At 66.9% G+C, this 19,620-nt stretch carries 19 protein-coding genes; 12 read left to right on the forward strand and 7 right to left on the reverse strand.

Annotation, left to right across the window (positions count from 1 at the left end):
• On the forward strand, window positions 1–650 hold a 650-nt coding region (locus VGV37_RS03680; RefSeq protein WP_326878263.1), incomplete at its 5' end, for an alpha/beta hydrolase family protein.
• 47 nt (window positions 651–697) lie between these two features.
• Here the strand turns inward: VGV37_RS03680 and bla are convergent.
• Window positions 698–1,597 (reverse strand): class A beta-lactamase, encoded by a 900-nt coding sequence (bla, locus tag VGV37_RS03685; RefSeq protein WP_326878264.1) that lies wholly within the window; start codon window positions 1,595–1,597, stop codon window positions 698–700.
• A gap of 103 nt (window positions 1,598–1,700) precedes the next feature.
• Here bla and VGV37_RS03690 point away from each other — a divergent pair, with 103 nt between their 5' ends.
• Window positions 1,701–2,567, forward strand: coding sequence for a LysR family transcriptional regulator (locus tag VGV37_RS03690; RefSeq protein WP_326878265.1), 867 nt, complete (start codon window positions 1,701–1,703; stop codon window positions 2,565–2,567).
• On the opposite strand, the gene VGV37_RS03695 is transcribed toward VGV37_RS03690, so the two are convergent.
• Window positions 2,564–4,033: a hypothetical protein gene (locus VGV37_RS03695; RefSeq protein WP_326878266.1), complete on the reverse strand. Its 1,470-nt coding sequence runs from the start codon at window positions 4,031–4,033 to the stop codon at window positions 2,564–2,566. The genes VGV37_RS03690 and VGV37_RS03695 overlap by 4 nt on opposite strands.
• 266 nt (window positions 4,034–4,299) lie before the next feature.
• Here VGV37_RS03695 and VGV37_RS03700 point away from each other — a divergent pair, with 266 nt between their 5' ends.
• Both VGV37_RS03700 and pepN read left to right on the forward strand, forming a co-directional pair.
• Window positions 4,300–5,517 carry a TAXI family TRAP transporter solute-binding subunit gene (locus VGV37_RS03700; protein WP_326878267.1) on the forward strand — a complete coding sequence of 406 codons (1,218 nt, stop codon included), beginning with the start codon at window positions 4,300–4,302 and terminating at the stop codon, window positions 5,515–5,517.
• A 105-nt stretch (window positions 5,518–5,622) separates the two neighbouring features.
• The gene (gene pepN / locus VGV37_RS03705; protein ID WP_326878268.1) at window positions 5,623–8,280 is read left to right on the forward strand and encodes an aminopeptidase N; all 2,658 of its coding nucleotides are present in this window, start codon (window positions 5,623–5,625) and stop codon (window positions 8,278–8,280) included.
• Window positions 8,281–8,296: 16 nt separating this feature from the next.
• On the opposite strand, the gene VGV37_RS03710 is transcribed toward pepN, so the two are convergent.
• Window positions 8,297–9,013 (reverse strand): hypothetical protein, encoded by a 717-nt coding sequence (locus VGV37_RS03710; protein WP_326878269.1) that lies wholly within the window; start codon window positions 9,011–9,013, stop codon window positions 8,297–8,299.
• A gap of 200 nt (window positions 9,014–9,213) precedes the next feature.
• On the opposite strand from VGV37_RS03710, the gene VGV37_RS03715 reads away from it, so the two are divergent.
• The 4 genes from VGV37_RS03715 (at window position 9,214) to VGV37_RS03730 (ending at window position 11,413) form a co-directional block, all read left to right on the forward strand.
• Window positions 9,214–10,440 carry a CoA transferase gene (locus VGV37_RS03715; RefSeq protein WP_326878270.1) on the forward strand — a complete coding sequence of 409 codons (1,227 nt, stop codon included), beginning with the start codon at window positions 9,214–9,216 and terminating at the stop codon, window positions 10,438–10,440.
• 133 nt (window positions 10,441–10,573) lie between these two features.
• On the forward strand, window positions 10,574–10,744 hold the full coding sequence (locus tag VGV37_RS03720; RefSeq protein WP_326878271.1) for a CsbD family protein: 171 nt from the start codon (window positions 10,574–10,576) through the stop codon (window positions 10,742–10,744).
• A gap of 76 nt (window positions 10,745–10,820) precedes the next feature.
• Entirely contained in the window at window positions 10,821–11,210 is a 390-nt protein-coding gene (locus tag VGV37_RS03725) for a PRC-barrel domain-containing protein (RefSeq protein WP_326878272.1), read from the forward strand.
• Window positions 11,207–11,413, forward strand: coding sequence for a hypothetical protein (locus VGV37_RS03730; RefSeq protein WP_326878273.1), 207 nt, complete (start codon window positions 11,207–11,209; stop codon window positions 11,411–11,413). Before VGV37_RS03725 ends, VGV37_RS03730 begins: the two co-directional genes overlap by 4 nt.
• Before the next feature lie 46 nt (window positions 11,414–11,459).
• Here VGV37_RS03730 and VGV37_RS03735 read toward each other — a convergent pair whose 3' ends face one another.
• On the reverse strand, window positions 11,460–12,635 hold the full coding sequence (locus VGV37_RS03735; protein ID WP_326878274.1) for a M20 aminoacylase family protein: 1,176 nt from the start codon (window positions 12,633–12,635) through the stop codon (window positions 11,460–11,462).
• Between the two features lie 233 nt (window positions 12,636–12,868).
• Between VGV37_RS03735 and VGV37_RS03740 the strand changes: the two genes are divergently transcribed.
• The 4 genes from VGV37_RS03740 to rpiA all read left to right on the forward strand — a co-directional run bounded on the left by VGV37_RS03740 (window position 12,869) and on the right by rpiA (window position 17,116).
• Window positions 12,869–14,614: a bifunctional transaldolase/phosoglucose isomerase gene (locus VGV37_RS03740; protein ID WP_326878275.1), complete on the forward strand. Its 1,746-nt coding sequence runs from the start codon at window positions 12,869–12,871 to the stop codon at window positions 14,612–14,614.
• Between the two features lie 45 nt (window positions 14,615–14,659).
• The gene (gene gnd, locus VGV37_RS03745; RefSeq protein WP_326878276.1) at window positions 14,660–15,640 is read left to right on the forward strand and encodes a phosphogluconate dehydrogenase (NAD(+)-dependent, decarboxylating); all 981 of its coding nucleotides are present in this window, start codon (window positions 14,660–14,662) and stop codon (window positions 15,638–15,640) included.
• A 66-nt stretch (window positions 15,641–15,706) separates the two neighbouring features.
• Complete coding sequence (gene rpe, locus VGV37_RS03750; protein ID WP_326878277.1) at window positions 15,707–16,402, forward strand: ribulose-phosphate 3-epimerase; 696 nt, start codon at window positions 15,707–15,709, stop codon at window positions 16,400–16,402.
• An 18-nt stretch (window positions 16,403–16,420) separates the two neighbouring features.
• A complete protein-coding gene (rpiA, locus tag VGV37_RS03755; protein ID WP_326878278.1) occupies window positions 16,421–17,116 on the forward strand; it encodes a ribose 5-phosphate isomerase A in 696 nt (231 codons plus the stop codon).
• On the opposite strand, the gene VGV37_RS03760 is transcribed toward rpiA, so the two are convergent.
• The 3 genes from VGV37_RS03760 to VGV37_RS03770 are packed head-to-tail and all read right to left on the reverse strand — an operon-like array spanning window position 17,113 to window position 19,396.
• Entirely contained in the window at window positions 17,113–17,655 is a 543-nt protein-coding gene (locus VGV37_RS03760; protein WP_326878279.1) for a gluconokinase, read from the reverse strand. The genes rpiA and VGV37_RS03760 overlap by 4 nt on opposite strands.
• 32 nt (window positions 17,656–17,687) lie before the next feature.
• On the reverse strand, window positions 17,688–18,140 hold the full coding sequence (locus VGV37_RS03765) for a YaiI/YqxD family protein (RefSeq protein WP_326878280.1): 453 nt from the start codon (window positions 18,138–18,140) through the stop codon (window positions 17,688–17,690).
• 2 nt (window positions 18,141–18,142) lie between these two features.
• The gene (locus tag VGV37_RS03770; RefSeq protein WP_326878292.1) at window positions 18,143–19,396 is read right to left on the reverse strand and encodes an MFS transporter; all 1,254 of its coding nucleotides are present in this window, start codon (window positions 19,394–19,396) and stop codon (window positions 18,143–18,145) included.
• Between the last annotated feature and the right edge of the window lie 224 nt (window positions 19,397–19,620).

The following is a 19,620-nucleotide window of genomic DNA, read 5'->3' on the forward strand; positions in this document are numbered from 1 at the left end:
CCGGAAGAGGCTACGCCGTATTCCAGCCGAATTTCCGGGGCTCGGGAGGCTTCGGAACCGTGTTCCGCGATGCCGGCTTCGGCGAATGGGGCCGCAAGATGCAGACCGACATCTCGGACGGTGTCGCAGAGCTGGCGCGCCAGGGCACGATCGACGATCATCGTGTCGCGATCGTCGGCGTCGGCTACGGCGGCTATGCAGCCCTTGCCGGCGTCACGGTCCAGCATGGACTCTACCGATGTGCCGTGTCCTACGGCGGCATTTCGGACCTCAACGCCCTGCTGAGCTTGAAAGCCGGCACCGATGGCTCGGAGCGCCGGCAGAACGACAGTATCTCCGTGCGCACGCTTCATCGGTACATGGGCACGGAAACGAACGGCAGTTCCGCCGTCGACGCTCTTTCTCCCATGAAGCGGGCCGCGGATGCGGATGCTCCGATCCTGCTGATGTATGGCGCGGACGATACGGTCGTTTCGCCGCGCCAGAGCGAGAGCATGGCCCAATCGCTGAAGGCGAACGGCAAGCCGGTCGAACTCGTCGCCATCAAGAATGAGGACCATTGGTTGTCCAGGGGGCCGTCGCGCATCGAGGTGCTGCGCGGCGCCATCGAGTTCGTCGAGAAACACAACCCGGTGAGGGTGACCCAATAAGCCCAGCTTTCGGGGGAGCGGTGACCCGATCGGGTCACCGCAAATCGTCAGGCGAGCACTGCCTCGGCGACGGCACGGCCGACCGCTGCCAGCGTTGCGTTGCGGTGCTCCGGCGGCGCCTTGGTGTTGGTCAAGTAGATCGACACCAGGATCGGCGCGCCGTCCGGCGGCCAGACCAGGCCGACATCGTTGGTCGAGCCGCGTTCGCCCGATCCCGTCTTGTCGGCGACGCGCCAGCCGGGCGGCAACCCGGCCCGCAGCCGCGCATCGCCGGTCTTGTTGGCCTGCAGCCAGCGAACCAGTTGGTCGCGCGATGAAGCAGACAGGAAATCGCCCTGCGCCAGCCGTCGCAGGTTGGCCAGCATGGCAACGGGCGTCGTCACGTCGCGCGGATCGCCCGGCGTCGCTTCGTTCAGATCCGGCTCGATCCGATCCAGTCGGGTGACCAGATCGCCCAGCGAGCGGGCGTAGGCGGTCAGGGCCGCGGGACCGCCGAAGCTGCGCAGCAGCAGGTTGCCGGCGGTATTGTCGCTATAGTCGATCGCCGCCGCGCAAAGCTCACCGAGCGTCATGCCGTCTCCGCCCGTGCGGTCCTTGGTGATCGGCGAATTCACCACGACGTCGGACGCCTCGAACCGGACGCGCCGGTCGAGCTGCTCGCGCCCGGTATCGACCCGCGTCAGTACCGCGCCGACCGCCAACAGCTTGAAAGTGCTGCACATCGGGAACCTCTCGCCGGCGCGATGCCCTGAGCGGACGCCGGTGCCGGTATCCAGTACGGCGACGCCAAGCCGGCCGCCGCTCTGTGCCTCGATCGCCGCCAATCGGCCGGCGAGCCAGCCGAAGCCGCCGTCGGCCGCCCGGCCCAGGCGAGACAGGCCGCCGGTCAGCACCGCGCCTGCCGCTGCCGCACTGGTGTTTTTCATCAACTGTCGTCTGGTCAGCATTCCACGCTCCTTGTCAAAGCGAGCGGAAGGTGGCGCGGCGGCCGACCGCTTGACAAATGATGATAAATCCGGCGACCCATTAGAAAATTTTGTCGGTAACTCCATGCTGCGATCTCAAGTGCCGCTCAATGCCCTCCGCGCCTTCGAGGCGTCCGCTCGCCATTTGAGCTTTACCAAGGCCGGCCTCGAGCTGTGCGTGACCCAGGCGGCGATCAGCCACCAGATCCGCAGCCTTGAGGAAATTTTGGGGGTCCGCCTGTTTCGCCGGCTGCCGCGGGGCCTCGCGCTCACCGACGAAGGTTCGGCGCTGATCCCGGCGCTCGAAGAATCGTTCGACCGTATCCAGGCGACGCTGGACCGGTTCGAGAACGGCCATTTCCGCGAAGTGGTCACGGTCGGCGCAGTCGGCACCTTCGCCAGCGGCTGGCTGCTGCCGCGGCTACCGACGTTCCACGCGGCCCATCCCTACGTCGACCTGCGTCTATTGACCAACAACAACCGCGTCGATCTGGCCGGCGAAGGTCTGGACTACGCGATCCGGTTCGGCGATGGATCCTGGCACGGCACCGAAGCGGTGCCGCTGTTTCCCGCGCCCTTGTCGCCGGTCGCCACGTCCGAGATCGCGATGCGGCTGCGAACACCCGCCGACCTCGGCCAGGAGATACTGCTGCGATCCTATCGGGCGGACGAATGGGCGCGTTGGTTCGCCGCCGCCGGTTTCGCCGGTCCGACGCCGCGCGGCACGGTGTTCGATTCCTCGATCACCATGACCGATGCTGCGGCCCAGGGGCTTGGCGTGGCACTGGTCCCGGTCCGGATGTTCGCCCACGCACTGGCCGACGGCCGCCTGGTCCGACCGTTCGATGCCGAAATCACCACCGGCGCCTATTGGCTGACCGCTTTGAAATCCAGGCGCAAGACCGCGGGGATGCAGGCCTTCAGCAACTGGCTGCTGCGAGGGGTGGGCTAAGGCGAGGAGAGGCGCTGCAGCGGCTCCGACGCGGTCGGGTCGCCCAGGTCGAGCGCCTTGCGATACCATTCGATCGCCTTGTCCGGCTCGCCCCGGGCGCCGACCACGCCCAGACGCGTCAGGGCCAGGGGATCGTAGGTTCGAGCAACAGCGGTCGCCGCCTCGGCACTGCCGGCCCGGCTCGCCTGCAGATAGAACAGGCGAGCCGCCGCGAAGTCGCCGTTGGCGAGCAGGGCATCGCCCCGGGCAATCAGCATTCCCACGGGGATCGCCGGTGCGGAGGGCGCCTCAACACCCGCCCGCCGCGGGATCGCCGGCACAGCGGCCGGCGCGACGGCAGACACGACGGCAGGGGGTGGCGGCTCCGGCGCGGCGGTTGGGGTGACGGGCGGTTCGACGACGGCCGGCGCCGGGACGATCACCTCGGCGAGGATGGGCGCGGCGCTTGGCGCTTCCGTGGGGATGACGACCGGCGGGACCTCGGCAACCGGCGGCAGCGCCACGGGCACCGGGATCGGCACGGCCGGTGGCGCCGCGACGGCGACCTGCTGCGACATCAGAAGGCCCAACGGCAGGGGCCAATCGAGCACCCAGACCAGGCAGCCGAGAGCTGCAACGACGAAGACCGGCAATCCCAACCGCAGCATTCGCCGGCGGCCAGGCGTCGGTTGGTCGGCATCGACCGCCTCCGTCTCTCTCAGCGCGAGCACCGTCCTCGCCGGCGGTTCGGCGAGGACGAGCCGGGGAGGACGTTCGGCCGCCGCCAATTTGGTGATGGTCGTCCGGCGAGCGCCGGGCGGTAGGACCGGCTCCGTCGAAGGCTCGATCCGGTCTGGCAGATCCCGCACCACGGGGCGCAGCGCGCGCCGGGCGAGATCGAGCATATGGCCGGGATTGCCATCGGCCTCGGCGGCGACCGTCCGGATCGCCGCGTCGGACAGCCGATCGGGGTCGTCGAGCCCTTCGACCTGCAGCCGAAACCGCAGGAACGGCGCCACGGCGTCGCCACGCCACGGCGCCAATTCGACGACGACGGGCGCGCCCCAGTGATTGCGGACATGGCCGGCGTCGATGACTTCGGCCACCGTCTCGCGGCCGGCGAACAGGATGCGATGACTGGGCAACACGCCGGACGAACCGCTCGACGCGGCCACCAGCTGCTCGATCAGGGCAGGTGACACCGCCTCCGCCCGATCGACGATCACCAGATCGTTGCCCGGCCGTACCGGCTCCCACGCATCGGCATCTCCGCTCGCAAGATCCCAGGCGCCCGCGGCGAAGCTCCGACGACAGGCCGCGACCACATCGTCCAGCGCCAGATCGGGTCGCCCCTCGACGCGCGCCACGCCATAGCGCTGGGTCAGGCGCAGGGCGATCTGATCCGCCAGCGCGGTTTTGCCGCTACCGGCAGGTCCTAATAGAAAGACCGGCCGCCCCAAACCCAGCGCCAGTGTAACGTCGTCCAAATTTTCGCGCAAAAATGGCGCGTCGAAAAATCGCACGGCCGGGCCGTCCGATGTAAAGGACCGATTCTCATCGTCAGGCCGATGGTCGACCATCGTCAACTCACCTCATTTAAAGGTCGAGTACGGGTTCGCCGAGCCGCTTGTTAATTCAGATTACGCTGATACCGCAAACTTAACTTGCAGTCCACGATATTTCAACAGATAAGAGAGTGGTAATCTGCAATCGTTTCTTAATCCTGACTTTCCCGCGACTATAGGGGATTGGAATGAGATGGATCGTGCGACTCGTGCTGGCGATCGGCATTCTGGGGCCGCTCGGCACGGGAGCGTCGGCGCTGGCCGACGATCCGAAAACGCTCGCCAAGCAGGGCGGGATCGGTGTGGTGGCCGGCGGCATCGACGGTACCTACCTGCGGATCGCGTCGGACCTGAGCGCGGTGCTGGATGCCGGCGGCACGCTGCGGGTGCTGCCGATGATCGGCAAGGGATCCGTCCAGAATCTCTATGATCTGCGCTATCTGCGCGGTGTCGACATCGCGATCGTCCAGTCCGATGCGCTGACTTTCCTGCGCCAGGATCCGAAGAATGCCGACGTCTTCGACCAGATCCGCTACGTGACCAAGCTCTATAATGAGGAGTTCCATATCCTCGCGAGCCGGGACGTGCAATCGGTCGAGGACCTGAAAGGCCGCAAGGTCAATACCGATCTGGACGGCAGCGGGACCGGCATGACCGCCGGCATCGTCTTCAAGTCGCTGGGCATCCCGATCGAGGAAAGTCACCTGGGCCAGAACGACGCGCTGGCGGCCCTCGCCGCCGGCAAGATCGACGCCGCCATCTTCGTCGTGGGCAAGCCGGCCAAGCTGTTCTCGACGCTCGACGCCGCCCAGGGCCTGCATTTCATCACCGTGCCGCAGAACCCGGCGCTGCTGGCCACCTACCTTCCGGCGCAGCTGGGCCACGAGGACTATCCGACCCTGATCGCGGAAGGTGCCCCGATCGATACCGTCGCGGTCGGCGCCGTCATGGCGATCTACAATCTGCCGCCGAACACCGAGCGCTATGCGCGGGCGGGCAGCTTCGTCGAAAGCTTTTTCGGCTCGTTCGACAAGTTCCTGGTGGCGCCGCGCCATCCGAAATGGCGCGAAGTCAACCTGGCCGCCGACCTGCCCGGCTGGCGGCGCTTCGATCCGGCCACCGAATGGCTGCGTCGCCACGGCAAGAGCCCGTCGGCCGCGGCCGACGCGGAATTGCGCCGTGCGTTCGACGTCTATCTGGATCAGCAGGCCAAGCAGACGGCCAGCCCGTCGCCGTCGGTCGAGCAGAAGGCAGTGTTGTTCGAGCGGTTCCAGCAATGGCAGAAGGTGAATGGCGCACCGGCACCGGTCGCGGCAAAACCCCATGGACCGGTCGTGCCGCCGTCGGTCCGCGCGGCACCGCCCGGCGGGCTGGCCCCGGCCCCGGCCGCATCGCCGCCGGGCTGAACCAGGGAACACGATACCGGCCAGCCGGTTTCCGGCATTTCCCTGGGCGCCCCGCCTCGGCTAGACTGCACGCCATGCGGTCCGAGGACGCCTTCCGGAGAAACCATGCTCGACGCCCTGCGCGATTCCACCCCACCCAAGACCATTCGCCTTGCCGAGTACCAGGTCCCGGATTTCCTGATCGATACGGTCGATCTCGTCTTCGAGCTTGACGAGGATCATGCGACGGTCAAATCGCGCCTCGGCATACGCCGCAATCCGGCATCGGGGAACGGCAGCAAGCCGCTCAGGCTCGATGGCGAGGCGCTGACGCTGATTTCGGTCGCGCTCAACGGCGACGCTCTGGGCTCCAACCGCTACCAGGTCGATGGCCAGTCGCTGACCATCCCCGACGCACCGCGCGAATTCACGCTCGACATCGAGACGCGGATCGAGCCGCAAAACAACACGGAGCTGTCGGGTCTCTACAAGTCCGGCGGCAATTTCACGACCCAATGCGAGGCCGAGGGGTTCCGTCGCATCACGTATTTCCTCGATCGGCCCGACGTCATGGCGCGCTACACAACGACCATCGTCGCCGACGCGAAGCGCTATCCCGTGCTGCTGTCGAACGGCAACCCGACGGACAGCGGCGTCAGTTCCCACGGCCGTCACTGGTCGAAATGGCAGGATCCGCATCCGAAGCCCAGCTACCTGTTCGCCCTCGTCGCGGGCGATCTGGTCGGCACGCGCGACGAACTCACCACCCGGTCGGGGCGGCGCGTCGACCTCGCCATCTGGGTCCGGCGCGGCGACGAGGATAAATGCGGCCATGCCATGGAGGCGCTGAAGGCCTCGATGCGCTGGGACGAAGAGGTGTTTGGCCTGGAATACGACCTCGACGTGTTCAACATCGTAGCCGTGTCCGACTTCAACATGGGTGCCATGGAGAACAAGGGCCTCAACATCTTCAACACCAAATACATCCTGGCGAAGCCCGAAATCGCGACCGACACCGACTACGAGGGCATCGAGACGGTCGTGGCGCACGAGTATTTCCATAATTGGACCGGCAATCGCGTGACCTGCCGCGACTGGTTCCAATTGTCGCTGAAGGAAGGGCTGACGGTCTTCCGCGACCAGCAATTCTCGGGCGACCAGGGCAGCCGTGCGGTCAAGCGCATCTCCGACGTGCGCTCGTTGCGCGCCCGGCAATTCACCGAGGATTCAGGCCCGCTCGCCCATCCGGTGCAACCGGGCAGCTACATCGAAATCAACAATTTCTATACCGCGACCGTGTACCAGAAGGGTGCCGAGGTCGTGCGCATGATCCACACGCTGCTGGGACCCGAGAATTTCCGCAAGGGGATGGATCTCTACTTCCTGCGGCACGACAACGACGCCGTACGGATCGAGGATTTCGCCGCCGCGATGCAGGATGCGAGCGGCATCGACCTCACCCGCTTCAAGCGCTGGTACGGACAGGCGGGCACGCCGGAAGTGACCGTGACGGAAGCCTGGAACGCCAAGGCCGGCACCTACGACCTGACCCTGCGCCAGGAAACCGGGCCGACGCCGGGTCAACCGGACAAGCAGCCCCTGGTCATCCCGATCGCCGTCGGGCTGCTCGACAAGAAGGGTGCCGAACTGCCGATCCGGCTCGACGGCGAAGCAAAGGGCCGCAAGGGCACGCGCCTGTTGACGCTCGAGGAGACCGAGCAGACCTTCCGCTTCGCCGGCCTCAAGGCCCGGCCGATCCCGTCGCTGTTGCGCGGCTTTTCGGCGCCGATCAAGTTGAAGGGCGTGCCGCTGGAGCAGTTGAAGCATCTGGCGGCCCACGACACCGATCCGTTCACGCGCTGGGAGTCCGGCCAGCAGGTCGCCATCACCCTGCTGCTCGACCTGATCGCGGCCTATCGACGGGGCGAGACGTTGACCGTGCCGCCGGATTTCCTGGCGGCCCAGGCCGCCACGCTGGCCCAGAACGACGGCGATCCCGCCTTCCGGGCCGAAGCGCTGATCCTGCCGGGCGAGGCATTCCTGGCCGACCAGATGGCCGTGGTCGATGTCGAGGCGATCCATGCCGCCCGCGAATTCCTGCGCGCCGAGATCGGCCGCCATCTCGAAGCGGCGCTGACGGAGACCTATGCGGCCCTCGACGATACCGGGCCGTTCAAGGCCGACGGCGCATCGATCGGCCGGCGCGCGCTGAAGAACGTGGCGCTCGCCTATCTGGCGGCGACCCGGACCCCCGTCGCGATCAAGCGCGTCGAGACCCAGTTCCAGGCCCAGCGCAACATGACCGACGTGCTGGCGGCGCTGCGCATCCTGGTCGACGTAGAAGGACCGCCGCGCGAGACCGCGCTCGCTGCCTTCTATCGGCGCTGGGTGGATGAAGGCCTGGTCATCGACAATTGGTTCCAGATCCAGGCGATGTCGTCGCTGCCCGGCACGATCGACCATGTCCGCCTGCTGACCCAGCACCCGGCGTTCGACGTGAAGAACCCGAACCGCGCCCGCGCACTGATCGCCGGCTTCGCCATGGCGAACCCGTCGAAATTCCACGATGCCTCGGGCAGCGGCTACGCGTTCCTGGCCGACCAGGTCATCGCGCTCGACCCGATCAACGCCCAGATCGCCGCGCGCATGGTCGTGCCGCTCGGCACCTGGCGCCGCCAGGACGAAGCGCGCCAGGGACTGATGAAACAGGCGCTCGCACGCGTACTCGCGACCGAGAACCTGTCGAAAGGCACATTCGAAATGGCGACGAAGAGTCTGGGGTAGGTCCCGACGCCAGGGCTTACTGGGGCGCAGCTTCCGGCACCGGGACCGGTGCGGCAACCGCAGCCGGCGGCGGCGCGGGCTCGGGTGTCAGCGCCGTCGGTGGAGCGGTCGTCTCGGGCGGTGGTGCCGAGATGTTGGGCGGCGGCAGTGGCTCCACCGTGGTGGCCGCGGGCGGCAGGACGACGGGGGTCGGTGGGGCTGACGGCTTTTCCTTCTCGTCGGCCTTGTCCTTGTCGGCCGGCTTGTCCTTCGCCGACGGCGGGTCCTTGGCGACCGAATAGTCGGGGATGATACGCGCCTGGTTGCCGGTGATGACCAGCACCTTCTGGCCGAGCGGGATCGGCTGCGGCTCGCGCTGGGTCACCGACAGCAAGTCGCCGTTCGGCTTCTGGACGATATATTCCCAGCCGGTGGTGTCGGCGGTAGCGTGCTCGATGCCGGTGCCCAGGATGCTGCCGACGATTCCGCCGCCGACCGCGCCCAGCGCGGACGCCGTGCTGGACGGTCCGGCCTGCGAACCGAGGATACCGCCGGCGGCACCGCCGGTCACGGCACCCACCGTACCCGCGGCACTGATGTTGACCTGACGGAAGCCCACGACGACGGCGGTTTCGACCTTGTTGGCCTGCTGCACTGCCGCGGCATTGTAGGTATTGGGTGAATAGTCGGGCGCACAGCCGCCGAGGGCCGCGAACGCGACCAGGGACAGGCCGAATTTCAATGATTGCGACAAGAGGATCATCCGCGTCAGGAGCCAGCCGCTTGATAAGCGATCTGGCCGGAGGTGTCACCGGACAATCTGACGATAGAATTGCGGAGGGAATATGGCCGCAGGCGCTTTTTACGTCGTAAAATTATCCGATCTGCCTTGAACGAACCGGCGGGTCCCTTTTCACTGTCGCTTCGTCCTCGTGAAATGCCGGAGCGTGCCCCATGTCCACCCCCACCCGCCCGTTCGGTCCGCTGGCCGGCCTGAAAGTGATCGAACTCAGCCATGTCATGGCCGGGCCGACATGCGGTCTGATGCTGGCCGACATGGGTGCCGACGTGATCAAGGTCGAGAAGATCCCGGGTGGCGACGACACGCGCCGGTCTGTGCCGCCGTCGATCGGGGGCGAGTCCGCGGCTTACTTGATGATGAACCGCAACAAGCGCGGCGTGGCCCTCGATCTCAAGACCGAGGGCGGCAAGCGGGTGTTACGCCGCCTGCTGGCCGATGCCGACGTAGTGACCGAGAATTACCGGCGCGACACCATGGCCAGGATGGGTTTCGGCTATGACGCGCTGAAGGCGGACAACCCGCGCCTGATCTATTGTTCGATCTCCGGCTTCGGCCGGACGGGTCCCTATGCCGACCGAGGCGGCTTCGACCTGGTCGCCCAGGGCATGAGCGGGCTCATGAGCATGACCGGTGAAGGGCCGGGCCGGCCGCCGATCAAGATCGGCGCCCCGGTCACCGACATCACGGCCGGCCTGCTCGCCTGCATGGGCATCCTGGCGGCGCTCAACCACCGGCACGCGACCGGCCGGGGCCAGATGGTCGACACTTCGCTGTTCGAGGCCGGCATCACCCACACCTATTGGCAATCCGCGATCGCCTTCGCGACGGGAATGGCCCCGCAGCCGATGGGCTCGGCCCACCCGCTGAACGCGCCGTACCAGGCGTTCCAGACCGCCGACGGCTGGATCACGGTCGGCGCCGCCAACCAGCCGAACTGGCTTCGGCTGATCGAGGTGCTGGGCACGCCGGAACTGGCGGAAGACATGCGCTTCCGCACCAATCCGGACCGCATGGCGCATCTGGCCGAGTTGGAGGTCGAACTGACCGCCCGGTTCCGCCGCCATTCGTCGGCCGAATGGCTGGACCGGCTCGATGCCGCGGGCATGCCGGCCGGACCGGTTCTCGACGTCAACCAGATGCACGAGGACCCGCAGGCCCTGGCACGCGCCATGATCGTCGAGACCGAACATCCGGTCGCCGGCCCGGTCAAGGCGCTGGGCCTGCCCGTGAAATTTTCCGACAGCCCCGGCGGCAGCGTCCGTCCTGCGCCGCTCTATGGTCAGCACACGCGCGAAATATTGCTGGAACATGGCTTCGACGCGGGCGAGATCGATGCGCTCGCGGCGGCTGGTGCGATCCGTGCCGGCGGCACGCCCTGACGCGCTGCGCGCTATCAATTCGCGAGGCGGCTGCTGGGTTCCAGGAATAATTTCGCCTCCGATATTGGTACGAAACCCGGAAACACGCGTTCTATTTCCTGTGATGTCACTGACCGGCATCGAAGGAGGAATGATGAACAAGGACCGCATCGAGGGCGCTGCCAAGGAAGCCAAGGGCGCCGTCAAGGAAGCCGTCGGCAAGGCCACCAACAGCCCCAAGACCGAGATCTCCGGCAAGGCCGACAAGGTCGAAGGCAAGGTCCAGAACGCCTACGGCAAGGCCAAGGACGCGATCAAGCATTGAGCCGCCGGCTGTTGGCGCGCCTCGGTCCCAACCGGGACCGGGGCATTTTCGCCCAAGAACGAGAAGGAAGCTTCCCATGCGTATCAGGATGATGGCGGTTGCGGCCGTCCTGGCTGCCCTCCCCCTTTCCCATCAGGCGTTCGCCCAGGGCGCGCCGCAGACGGTCAGCCTGGTCAAGGTCGACGTGGCGCCGCTCGCGACCGGATTCCGGGCCTCCAAGGTGATCGGCGCGTCCGTCGTCAACGACGCGAACGAGTCGATCGGCAAGATCGACGACGTCATCATCAGCAGCGACGGCAAGGCGCCGTTCGCCGTGATCTCGGTCGGCGGGTTCCTGGGCTTGGGCTCGAAGCTCGTCGTGGTGCATTACGACAATCTACGTTTCCAGCAGGATCGCGTCGTGCTGCCTGGCGGGAACAAGGACCAGCTGAAGGCGCTACCAGAGTTCAAGTACGCCAGCAAGTGAGCCAAGCCGGCCGTGACCGTCCGGCCACGACGGCAAACCCATCGCCCGCAATCGATTGGCGTTTCACCACGGCGGATGCCTGGGATCGCTCGATTCGGATCGACCATCCCAAAAGGAGAGAAACCATGCGCGGTGTTTTGCTTTGGGCCGTCGGGATCCCGATCCCGGTCATCATCCTGCTGTATCTGTTCCACGTCATCTGACGAGGAAAAGGGCGGTCGTCCCGGCAAGGGAGACCGCCCTTTTCCCCTATGCCGCGCGGGCCAGCACGTCCTCGACCAGCTGCGCCCAATAGCTGGCGCCGACCGGCAGGATCTCGTCGTTGAAGTCGTAATTGACCTGGTGCAGCTTCTGGCCTTCGACCTCGGGGCCGTTGCCGATGAAGATATAGGCGCCAGGCCGCTCCAGCAGCATGTAGGCGAAATCCTCGCCGCCCATCGACGGGTCGATCTCGCGATCGACGTTGCCCGCACCGGCGACACGCTCGGCGATGGCAAGCGCCTTTTCGGTCTGGTCCGGATGGTTGACCGTTGCGGGATAGCCGAACCGGAAATTCACTGTGGCGCTGCCGCCGAACGCAAGCGCCACGCCCTCGGCGATTTCCTTGATCCGCTCGCGTGCCTGGGTTCGGATCCCGGCGTCGAACGTGCGGATCGTGCCGCACAGCCACGCCGACTGGGGGATGACGTTGAAGGCCGATCCCGCATGGAACTGCGTGACCGAGACCACGACGCTCTTGATCGGGTCGGCGTTGCGGCTGGCGATCGTCTGCAGCGCACCCACCACCTGCGATCCGACCACGACCGGGTCGACCGTCTTGTGCGGCTGGGCAGCATGGCCGCCCCGGCCCTCGATTGTGATCTCGAACTGGTCGGTCGCTGCCATCACTGGTCCGACGCGACCGGCAAACTGGCCGGCCGGCAGGCCCGGCCAATTGTGCATGCCGTAGACCTCCTCGGTCGGAAACTTGTCGAACAGCCCTTCCTCGACCATGACCCGGCCGCCGCCGCCGCCCTCTTCGGCCGGCTGGAACACGAAATGCACCGTGCCGGCGAAATTGCGCGTTTCGGCCAGGTAGCGCGCGGCGCCCAGCAGCATGACCGTGTGCCCGTCATGACCGCAGGCGTGCATCTTGCCGGGTGCCGTCGAGGCATGTTCGAAATCATTCGCCTCAGGCATCGGCAGGGCGTCCATATCGGCGCGCAGCGCGATCGTCCGCTCGCCCGGTTGGTTGCCGCGCAGCGTGCCGACCACGCCGGTACCGGCCAGGCCCCGATGCACTTCGATGCCGAATTCCTCGAGCTTGGCCGCGACCAAGGCGGCGGTCCGATGTTCCTCGAACGCGATTTCCGGATGAGCGTGGATATCCCGGCGCCAGGCCGTGAGATCGGCATGGAAATCCGCGATACGATTATTGATCGGCATTTGAGGCGGTCCTTCAGTCGAAAAACTTGCGGGCTCAACGATAGGCCCGCTGATGGACGGGGCAATCGGAAAGCGACGAAAATCACCGGAAAAGCGACGAAAAAAATGAATGCTTGCCCCAACTGAAGCGTTCATGTTCGGCGTTAACGATTTTCCATGCCTGCCGATCGCCCGATCCGGACGAGGCTCGTGGGTAGAACCTTGATATCCGCCGATCTACAGGAGACATCGCGATGATCGCGTCCGAGGCCCCCCGCCCCATGCAGACCCTAAGTAGCCTCACGACCGCGTTGCCGCCGGCGCTCGACCAGGCGGTCGCGCGCGAACTCGCCAAGTGGCAGGCTAATGGCGGCATCGCCCGCTTGTGGGGCCGCGACGCCGGCCTGTGGACGGGCGGCGACGAAGGGCGGTGGCTGGGTTGGCTCGACATTCCCGACCGGATGCGCCAGACCCTGGGCGGACTTGCCGGCTTCCGCACCGATGCCCAGCGCTACAGCGATGTCCTGCTGCTGGGCATGGGCGGATCGAGCCTCGGACCCGAAGTGCTGGCCCGTACCTTCGGAACCCAGGCCGGTTGGCCGAAGTTCCATGTCGTCGACACGACCGACCCGACCCAGATCCGCGCTATACACGCGTCGCTCGACCTCGCCCGGACGCTCGTCATCGTGTCGAGCAAGTCCGGCAGCACGCTAGAGCCGAACGCGCTCAAAGCATATTTCGAGGCAGCCTTGACCGAAGTCGTCGGCGCCAAGGAAGCGGCCCATCGCCTGGTCGCGATCACGGATCCTGGCTCGGCCTTGCAGCGCCTGGCCAAGGCCGAGGGTTTTCAGCGGCTGTTCCTGGGCGATCCGGAAATCGGCGGGCGCTATTCCGTGCTGTCGCCGTTCGGCCTGGTTCCGGCCGCCGCCATGGGGCTCGACCTGTCCCGCCTGATCGATTCGGCGCTCGCCATGGCGGCCGCCTGCAAACCCGACACGGCGGCCACAGAGAATCCGGGCCTGCTGCTGGGCGCGATCCTGGCCGCCGGCCTTGCCGAGGGGCGGGACAAGCTCACGATCTATTCCGGTCCCGGCCTGGATGCGTTCGGCGGCTGGGCCGAGCAGTTGCTGGCGGAATCGACCGGCAAGGGCGGCCGCGGCATCGTGCCGATCGACGCGAAGCAGGTCAGCGCCCCCGCGATCTATGGTCGCGACCGGCTGTTCGTGCACCTGGCGCTGAAAGGGCATCCGGACCCCCGCGCCGCGGCGATCCAGGCGTTGGCCGATGCCGGCCATCCAGTCGTCCGCATCGAGGTCGCCGACACCTATGGCGTGGCCCAGGAATTCTTCCGCTGGGAAATCGCGACGGCCGTGGTCGGCGCCGCCATGGGCATCCATCCGTTCGACCAGCCGGACGTCGAATCCGCCAAGATCGCGGCCCGCAAGCTGACCGACGCCTATGAGGAGTCGGGCTCGCTGCCCGGCGAGACGCCGATCCTGGTCGATGGCGACATCAAGCTCTACGCGGATTCGGCAAATGCCGCCCAACTGGGCGCGGTCGCCGAGAGTCCGACCGTCGAGGCCTATCTGAAAGCCCATCTGGCGCGCATCGGAACGGGCGACTACGCGGCCCTACTGGCCTTCCTGCCGATGAACGAAGAGACCCAGGCCATTCTGGAGCGCACGCGCCTCACCATTCGCGACGGCACGCGCGCGGCGGTCTGCCTGGGATTCGGGCCACGTTTCCTGCATTCGACCGGCCAAGTCTACAAGGGTGGCGCCAACAATGGCGTGTTCATCCAGATCACCGGCGACGAAGCCGAGGAACTCCCCGTGCCTGGAAAGCGCTATGGGTTCGGCGTGGTCAAGGCGGCCCAGGCCCGCGGCGATTTCGCCGTGCTGGCCGAACGGGACCGCCGGGTGCTCAGGGTTCACTTGGGACCCGATCCCGTGGCAGGGTTGGAACGGCTGGCGTCGGCGATCGGTCGGGCGCTGGCCTGAGGCATCCGCCTCGGCGCCCCAAGAGACCGATCGACGGAGAAGCAGATGCAGCTTGGTATGATCGGTCTCGGCCGGATGGGCGGCAACATCGTCCGCCGGCTCATGGCCAATGGCCACGAATGCGTGGTCTATGACCAGAGCATCGCCCAGGTCGGGGCGCTCGCCGAGCATGGCGCGATCGGCACTTCGTCGCTGGAAGCGCTGGTCGGCGAACTCGCGACCCCGCGCGCGATCTGGGTCATGCTGCCGGCGGGCACCGTCACCGAAGAGGTCGTGCAGCACCTGGGCGCCCTGCTCGATCCCGGCGACATCCTGATCGACGGCGGCAATTCCTTCTGGAAGGACGACGTCCGCCGCGCCAAGGAGCTGGCTGAAAAAGGCATCCGCTACGTCGATGTCGGCACGTCCGGCGGCGTCTGGGGCAAGGACCGCGGCTATTGCATGATGATCGGCGGCACGAAGGACGCGGTCCAGCACCTGGATCCGATCCTCGCCACCCTGGCGCCCGGCATCGGCACGATCGAGCGCACCAGGCGGCCGGCCGGCGCCGATCCACGGCCCGAACAGGGCTACCTCCATTGCGGCCCGTCCGGTTCCGGCCATTTCGTCAAAATGGTCCATAACGGCATCGAATATGGCCTGATGCAGGCCTTCGCCGAGGGCTTCGACATCATGCGCCACGCGGATTCGCCGCTGTTGCCTGAGGAGCATCGCTTCTCGCTCGACCTGCCCGACATCGCCGAGGTCTGGCGGCGCGGCAGCGTGGTCTCGTCCTGGCTGCTCGACCTCACCGCGATGGCTCTGGCCGAAGATCCGGCGCTCGACGGGTTCGAAGGCTCGGTCGCCGATTCCGGCGAGGGGCGCTGGACGATCAACGCCGCGATCGAGGAGGCCGTGCCGGCCGATGTTCTGTCGGCGGCGCTCTATGTCCGCTTCCGGTCGCGCCAACAGAATACCTTCGCCGAGAAACTGCTGTCGGCCATGCGCCACAAGTTCGGCGGCCATGTCGAGACGCCGAAAGACTGAGCCGATGCTTGACCCGGCGGGTGTTTTCTCGCACACCCGCCGGGTCATTCCAGCCGAGGCCGTTCCATGAGCATCGCCAACCCTACCCGGCCCGACCGGCCGGTGGTCGTCGCCCCCTCGATCCTGTCGGCGGATTTCCTGAAGCTGGGCGAAGAAGTCGCCGCGGTCGACCGGGCCGGTGCCGACTGGATCCATGTCGACGTGATGGACGGGCGCTTCGTGCCCAACATCACCATCGGCCCGCTCGTGGTCGAAGCCGTCCGGCGGGCGACGGCGAAGCCGCTCGACGTGCATCTGATGATCGTCGAGCCGGAACGCTACGTCGAAGCGTTCGCCAAGGCCGGCGCCGACCATATCCTGGTCCATGCCGAAACCTCGTCGACCACCCACCTGCACCGGGTGCTGGGTCAGATCCGCGATCTGGGCAAGAAGGCCGGCGCCGTGCTCAATCCGGCGACGCCGCCCGAGGCGCTGGAATATGTGCTGCCGCTGTGCGACGTCATCCTGGTCATGTCGGTCAATCCCGGCTTCGGCGGCCAGAAATTCATTCATGACGTGGTGCCGAAGATCGCGCGCCTGCGCCAGATGGCGAACGACCGGGGCCTCAGCCCCTATATCGAGGTCGATGGCGGCATCAATGCCGAGACCGCGCCGAAGGTGATCGCCGCCGGGGCCGACGCGCTGGTGGCGGGTGCCTTCGTCTATGGCTCGAACGACTATGCCAAGGCGATCGGCGCGCTGCGCCCGACCGTCTCGGTCTGAACTTTTGCGGAGACCCCGATGACCGAAGACAACGTCCAGCGCCTGAAGCGCCTCGCCGCCGGGAAGGCGGTCGAACTGGTCGAGGACGGCATGGTGCTGGGGCTCGGCACCGGCTCGACCGCGGCGCTGGCGGTCGATGCGATCGGCGTCCGGGTGGCAAGCGGCCTCAAGGTCGTCGGCATCCCGACGTCGGAAGTCACGGCGGCCCAGTCCCAGCGCCTCGGCATTCCGCTGACCGATTTCGGGACCCACGACGTGGTCGACCTGACGATCGACGGCGCCGATGCGGTCGATCTCGCCGACCTGACCCTGATCAAGGGCCTGGGCGGGGCGCTGCTGCGCGAGAAGATCGTCGCCGGCGCCAGCAGGCGCATGGCCGTGATCATCGACGAGACCAAGCTGCAGGGCACCATCGGCAGCCGCACGCCGGTGCCGGTCGAAACCGTGCGCTTCGGCTGGCAGGCGACCGAACGCCACCTGCGCGGCCTGGGTGCCAGGCCCAAGCTGCGCCTGGGCAAGGACGCCATGCCCTTCGTCACCGACGGTGGCAATTTCATCCTGGATTGCGACTTCGGCCCGATCACCGAAGCCGCCAAGCTTCAGGCGGCGATCAAGAGCCTGGTCGGCGTTGTCGAAACCGGCCTGTTCATCGGCCTCGCCACCGATGTGATCATCGCCCGCGCCGATGGCATCGAGGTCGTGCGCAAGGGCTAGTCAAGCGGCGGGGCGGTTCCCTCCCAGCGCTCCAATTCTTCCGCGATGCGCGCCGCGATCGCTTCCGGACGCGGGCCGATCTCGACCGTGATGGGGTGCTCGTCCTCGGTCGGTTCCTCGAGTGCCGCCAGCTGGCTGTCGAGCAGGGCCGCCGGCATGAAGTGGCCCTGGCGCGCGGCCAGGCGGTTGGCGATCAATTCGCGGCTGCCCTTCAAATAGGCGATCCGCACGTCTTTCCGGTCGCCGATCAGCACGTCGCGGTAGCGGCGTTTCAATGCCGAGCACGTGATGACGCCGGACCGCCCGTGTGCGCGCCAGTAGTCGATATGGGCCGCGACCGCTTCAAGCCAGGGCTCACGGTCCTTGTCGTCGAGCGGCTGGCCCGCCGCCATCTTGGCGACGTTCGCCGGCGGGTGCAGCGCGTCGCCTTCCTCGAATTCCCAGCGCAGGCGGCCGGACAGCATGGCGGCTATCGTGGATTTTCCGCAGCCGGAGACGCCCATCACGATGACGACGCGCGGGCTGTTCGAAGAAGGCATGATGGATTCCGGTTCTGGGAAGGAAGGATGTTTCAAGCCGAACGCCTGCTCGCCTGGACCAGTTGCTCCAGCGCGTCGAGAAAGCGTGATCGGTCGCGCTGCGCCAACGGGCGCGGGCCGCCGCCCAATTCGCCCAGTTCGCGCCGGTGCTGGGCGATTTCGCGCGACGCCAGCGCCTCGCCGATGTTGTCGGGGGTGAAGCGCCGGCCCGACGGGCCGACCGCGCGGCCGCCTGCCTTGAGGCAGCGCGACGCCAGCGGGATGTCCGACGTCACGCAGATGTCGCCCGGCTTGATCCGCTCGGCGATCCAATCGTCGGCGGCGTCAGGCCCGGCCTCGACCAGGATGAGGCGGACACGCGGATCGCGCGGGACCCGGACGTTGCCAGCCGTGACGACATGCACGACGAGCCCATGGCGGTCGGCAACCTTGTAGGCTTCCTCGCGCACGGGACAGGCATCGGCATCCAGGTAGAGTTCGACCATGGTCAGTGCTTCTTTGCCGGTTTCTTGGCGGCGGTCTTCTCGTCCTCTTCCTCGTCCGTCGGCGGCGGCGGCGGTTCGGGAATGCCGAGGTCCGGACGCAGGTTGAATGCGGCGATGCCAGCCGCCAGCAGCATTGGCAGCCCGAGCGTCGGACCCAGCCACCACGCTTTGGTCATATGGGCAAGGGTGAGCGGCCCCGCCAGTTGGGCCAGGGCCGCCCCCAGGCCGATGAACAGCGAGCCGATCGCCGGATGCTCGGCGCTGATGTCGAGCGCCAGGGACCAGAGCGGCGCCGTCGCGAGCGTCAGGAAGAACAGGGTCACCCCGGTCGACAGGATGATGGTCTCGATCTCGTGCTGCCCGGGCATGGCGAACAGGCCGATCGTGGCGCCGAGGAAGCCGATCCCCGGCAGCAGCTGGCGCGCCGGACGGATATTGCCGCTGTCGCGCAACACCCAGTCGGAGGCGTAGCCGCCGCCCACCACGCCGCAGGCCGCGGCCGCCGCGGTGACCCCGGTCAGAAGCGGCGAGCCGATGATGTTCAGATGCCAGGTCTCGAGCTGATAGGCCGGCACCCATTGGATCACCAGCGCGATCGCCCAGGATTGCGCGAAGGCGAGGCCGAACGGCAGCAGGAACCGGCGGATATGGCCGCGCCAATAGATCGGCAGCGGATCCGGCGCCGCTTGCAGCCCCGCCCCCATCCGATACCACAGAAAGCACCAGGCACCACCCAGCCCGGCAAGTACCAGGAAGGCGCCGCGCCAGGAGCCCAGCGCCTCCGCGGCACCGACCAGGCTGCCGGCGACCAGCGGGCCCAGCCAGTAGGCGCCATGGATCAGCCCCTGGGCGGCACCCCGCTCCTGCTGCGGGATCCACTGGGCCAGCATCACGGTCGCGGCCGGCAACAGTCCGCCGGCGGCAAGCCCGAGCACGAGGCGGCTCAGGGCCAGCCCGATCACATGGACCGTGGCCGTGGTCGCGACCATGGCAACCGCCGCGAGGATGCCGCAGCCGAGCAGCACGCGCGCGGAGCCGAGCCGTTCGACCAGCAGGCCGATAAATGCAAGCGATAGGAAAAATCCCAGGCTATAGGCACTGAAGCTGATGTCGAGCGCGGGGCTTGGCACCCGCAACGCGTCGCGCACACCCTCGACCGCCGGCGCCAGTCCCGCCCGATCGAGCCCGACCAGCAGGCTGCCCAACGTCAACAGCACCAGGATGCGACCACGGACCGGGAATTTATCGAATATCATCAAGGAGGTGCCCGAGACGGAAACGGCTGGTCATTTATACAGGTACCGCCCGCGGAAATGACCAGCGGAATCGGCCCCCGCCCCGGGCCTGCACGAGATCCGACATATATTGCATTGCAAAATACGCAGGCCGCACCGGCATCGTTCCATCGGAAACGCAACTACCAATCTAGGCGGAAACCCTAAGGTTTTCCCATTGGTACGATCTTTTCGCGACCGCAAAA

The sequence above is a fragment of the Aliidongia sp. genome (assembly GCF_035943795.1).
In the GTDB taxonomy this organism is placed as follows: Bacteria; Pseudomonadota; Alphaproteobacteria; order ATCC43930; family CGMCC-115725; genus Aliidongia.

What these genes read in the sequence shown, in the direction of transcription:
- bla (WP_326878264.1), bottom strand. Translation starts at nt 1,597, where the DNA reads ATGCTGACCAGACGACAGTTGATGAAAAACACCAGTGCGGCAGCGGCA.
- VGV37_RS03690 (WP_326878265.1), top strand. Translation starts at nt 1,701, where the DNA reads ATGCTGCGATCTCAAGTGCCGCTCAATGCCCTCCGCGCCTTCGAGGCG.
- VGV37_RS03700 (WP_326878267.1), top strand. Translation starts at nt 4,300, where the DNA reads ATGAGATGGATCGTGCGACTCGTGCTGGCGATCGGCATTCTGGGGCCG.
- pepN (WP_326878268.1), top strand. Translation starts at nt 5,623, where the DNA reads ATGCTCGACGCCCTGCGCGATTCCACCCCACCCAAGACCATTCGCCTT.
- VGV37_RS03715 (WP_326878270.1), top strand. Translation starts at nt 9,214, where the DNA reads ATGTCCACCCCCACCCGCCCGTTCGGTCCGCTGGCCGGCCTGAAAGTG.
- VGV37_RS03720 (WP_326878271.1), top strand. Translation starts at nt 10,574, where the DNA reads ATGAACAAGGACCGCATCGAGGGCGCTGCCAAGGAAGCCAAGGGCGCC.
- VGV37_RS03725 (WP_326878272.1), top strand. Translation starts at nt 10,821, where the DNA reads ATGCGTATCAGGATGATGGCGGTTGCGGCCGTCCTGGCTGCCCTCCCC.
- VGV37_RS03735 (WP_326878274.1), bottom strand. Translation starts at nt 12,635, where the DNA reads ATGCCGATCAATAATCGTATCGCGGATTTCCATGCCGATCTCACGGCC.
- VGV37_RS03740 (WP_326878275.1), top strand. Translation starts at nt 12,869, where the DNA reads ATGATCGCGTCCGAGGCCCCCCGCCCCATGCAGACCCTAAGTAGCCTC.
- gnd (WP_326878276.1), top strand. Translation starts at nt 14,660, where the DNA reads ATGCAGCTTGGTATGATCGGTCTCGGCCGGATGGGCGGCAACATCGTC.
- rpe (WP_326878277.1), top strand. Translation starts at nt 15,707, where the DNA reads ATGAGCATCGCCAACCCTACCCGGCCCGACCGGCCGGTGGTCGTCGCC.
- rpiA (WP_326878278.1), top strand. Translation starts at nt 16,421, where the DNA reads ATGACCGAAGACAACGTCCAGCGCCTGAAGCGCCTCGCCGCCGGGAAG.
- VGV37_RS03760 (WP_326878279.1), bottom strand. Translation starts at nt 17,655, where the DNA reads ATGCCTTCTTCGAACAGCCCGCGCGTCGTCATCGTGATGGGCGTCTCC.
- VGV37_RS03765 (WP_326878280.1), bottom strand. Translation starts at nt 18,140, where the DNA reads ATGGTCGAACTCTACCTGGATGCCGATGCCTGTCCCGTGCGCGAGGAA.
- VGV37_RS03770 (WP_326878292.1), bottom strand. Translation starts at nt 19,396, where the DNA reads ATGATATTCGATAAATTCCCGGTCCGTGGTCGCATCCTGGTGCTGTTG.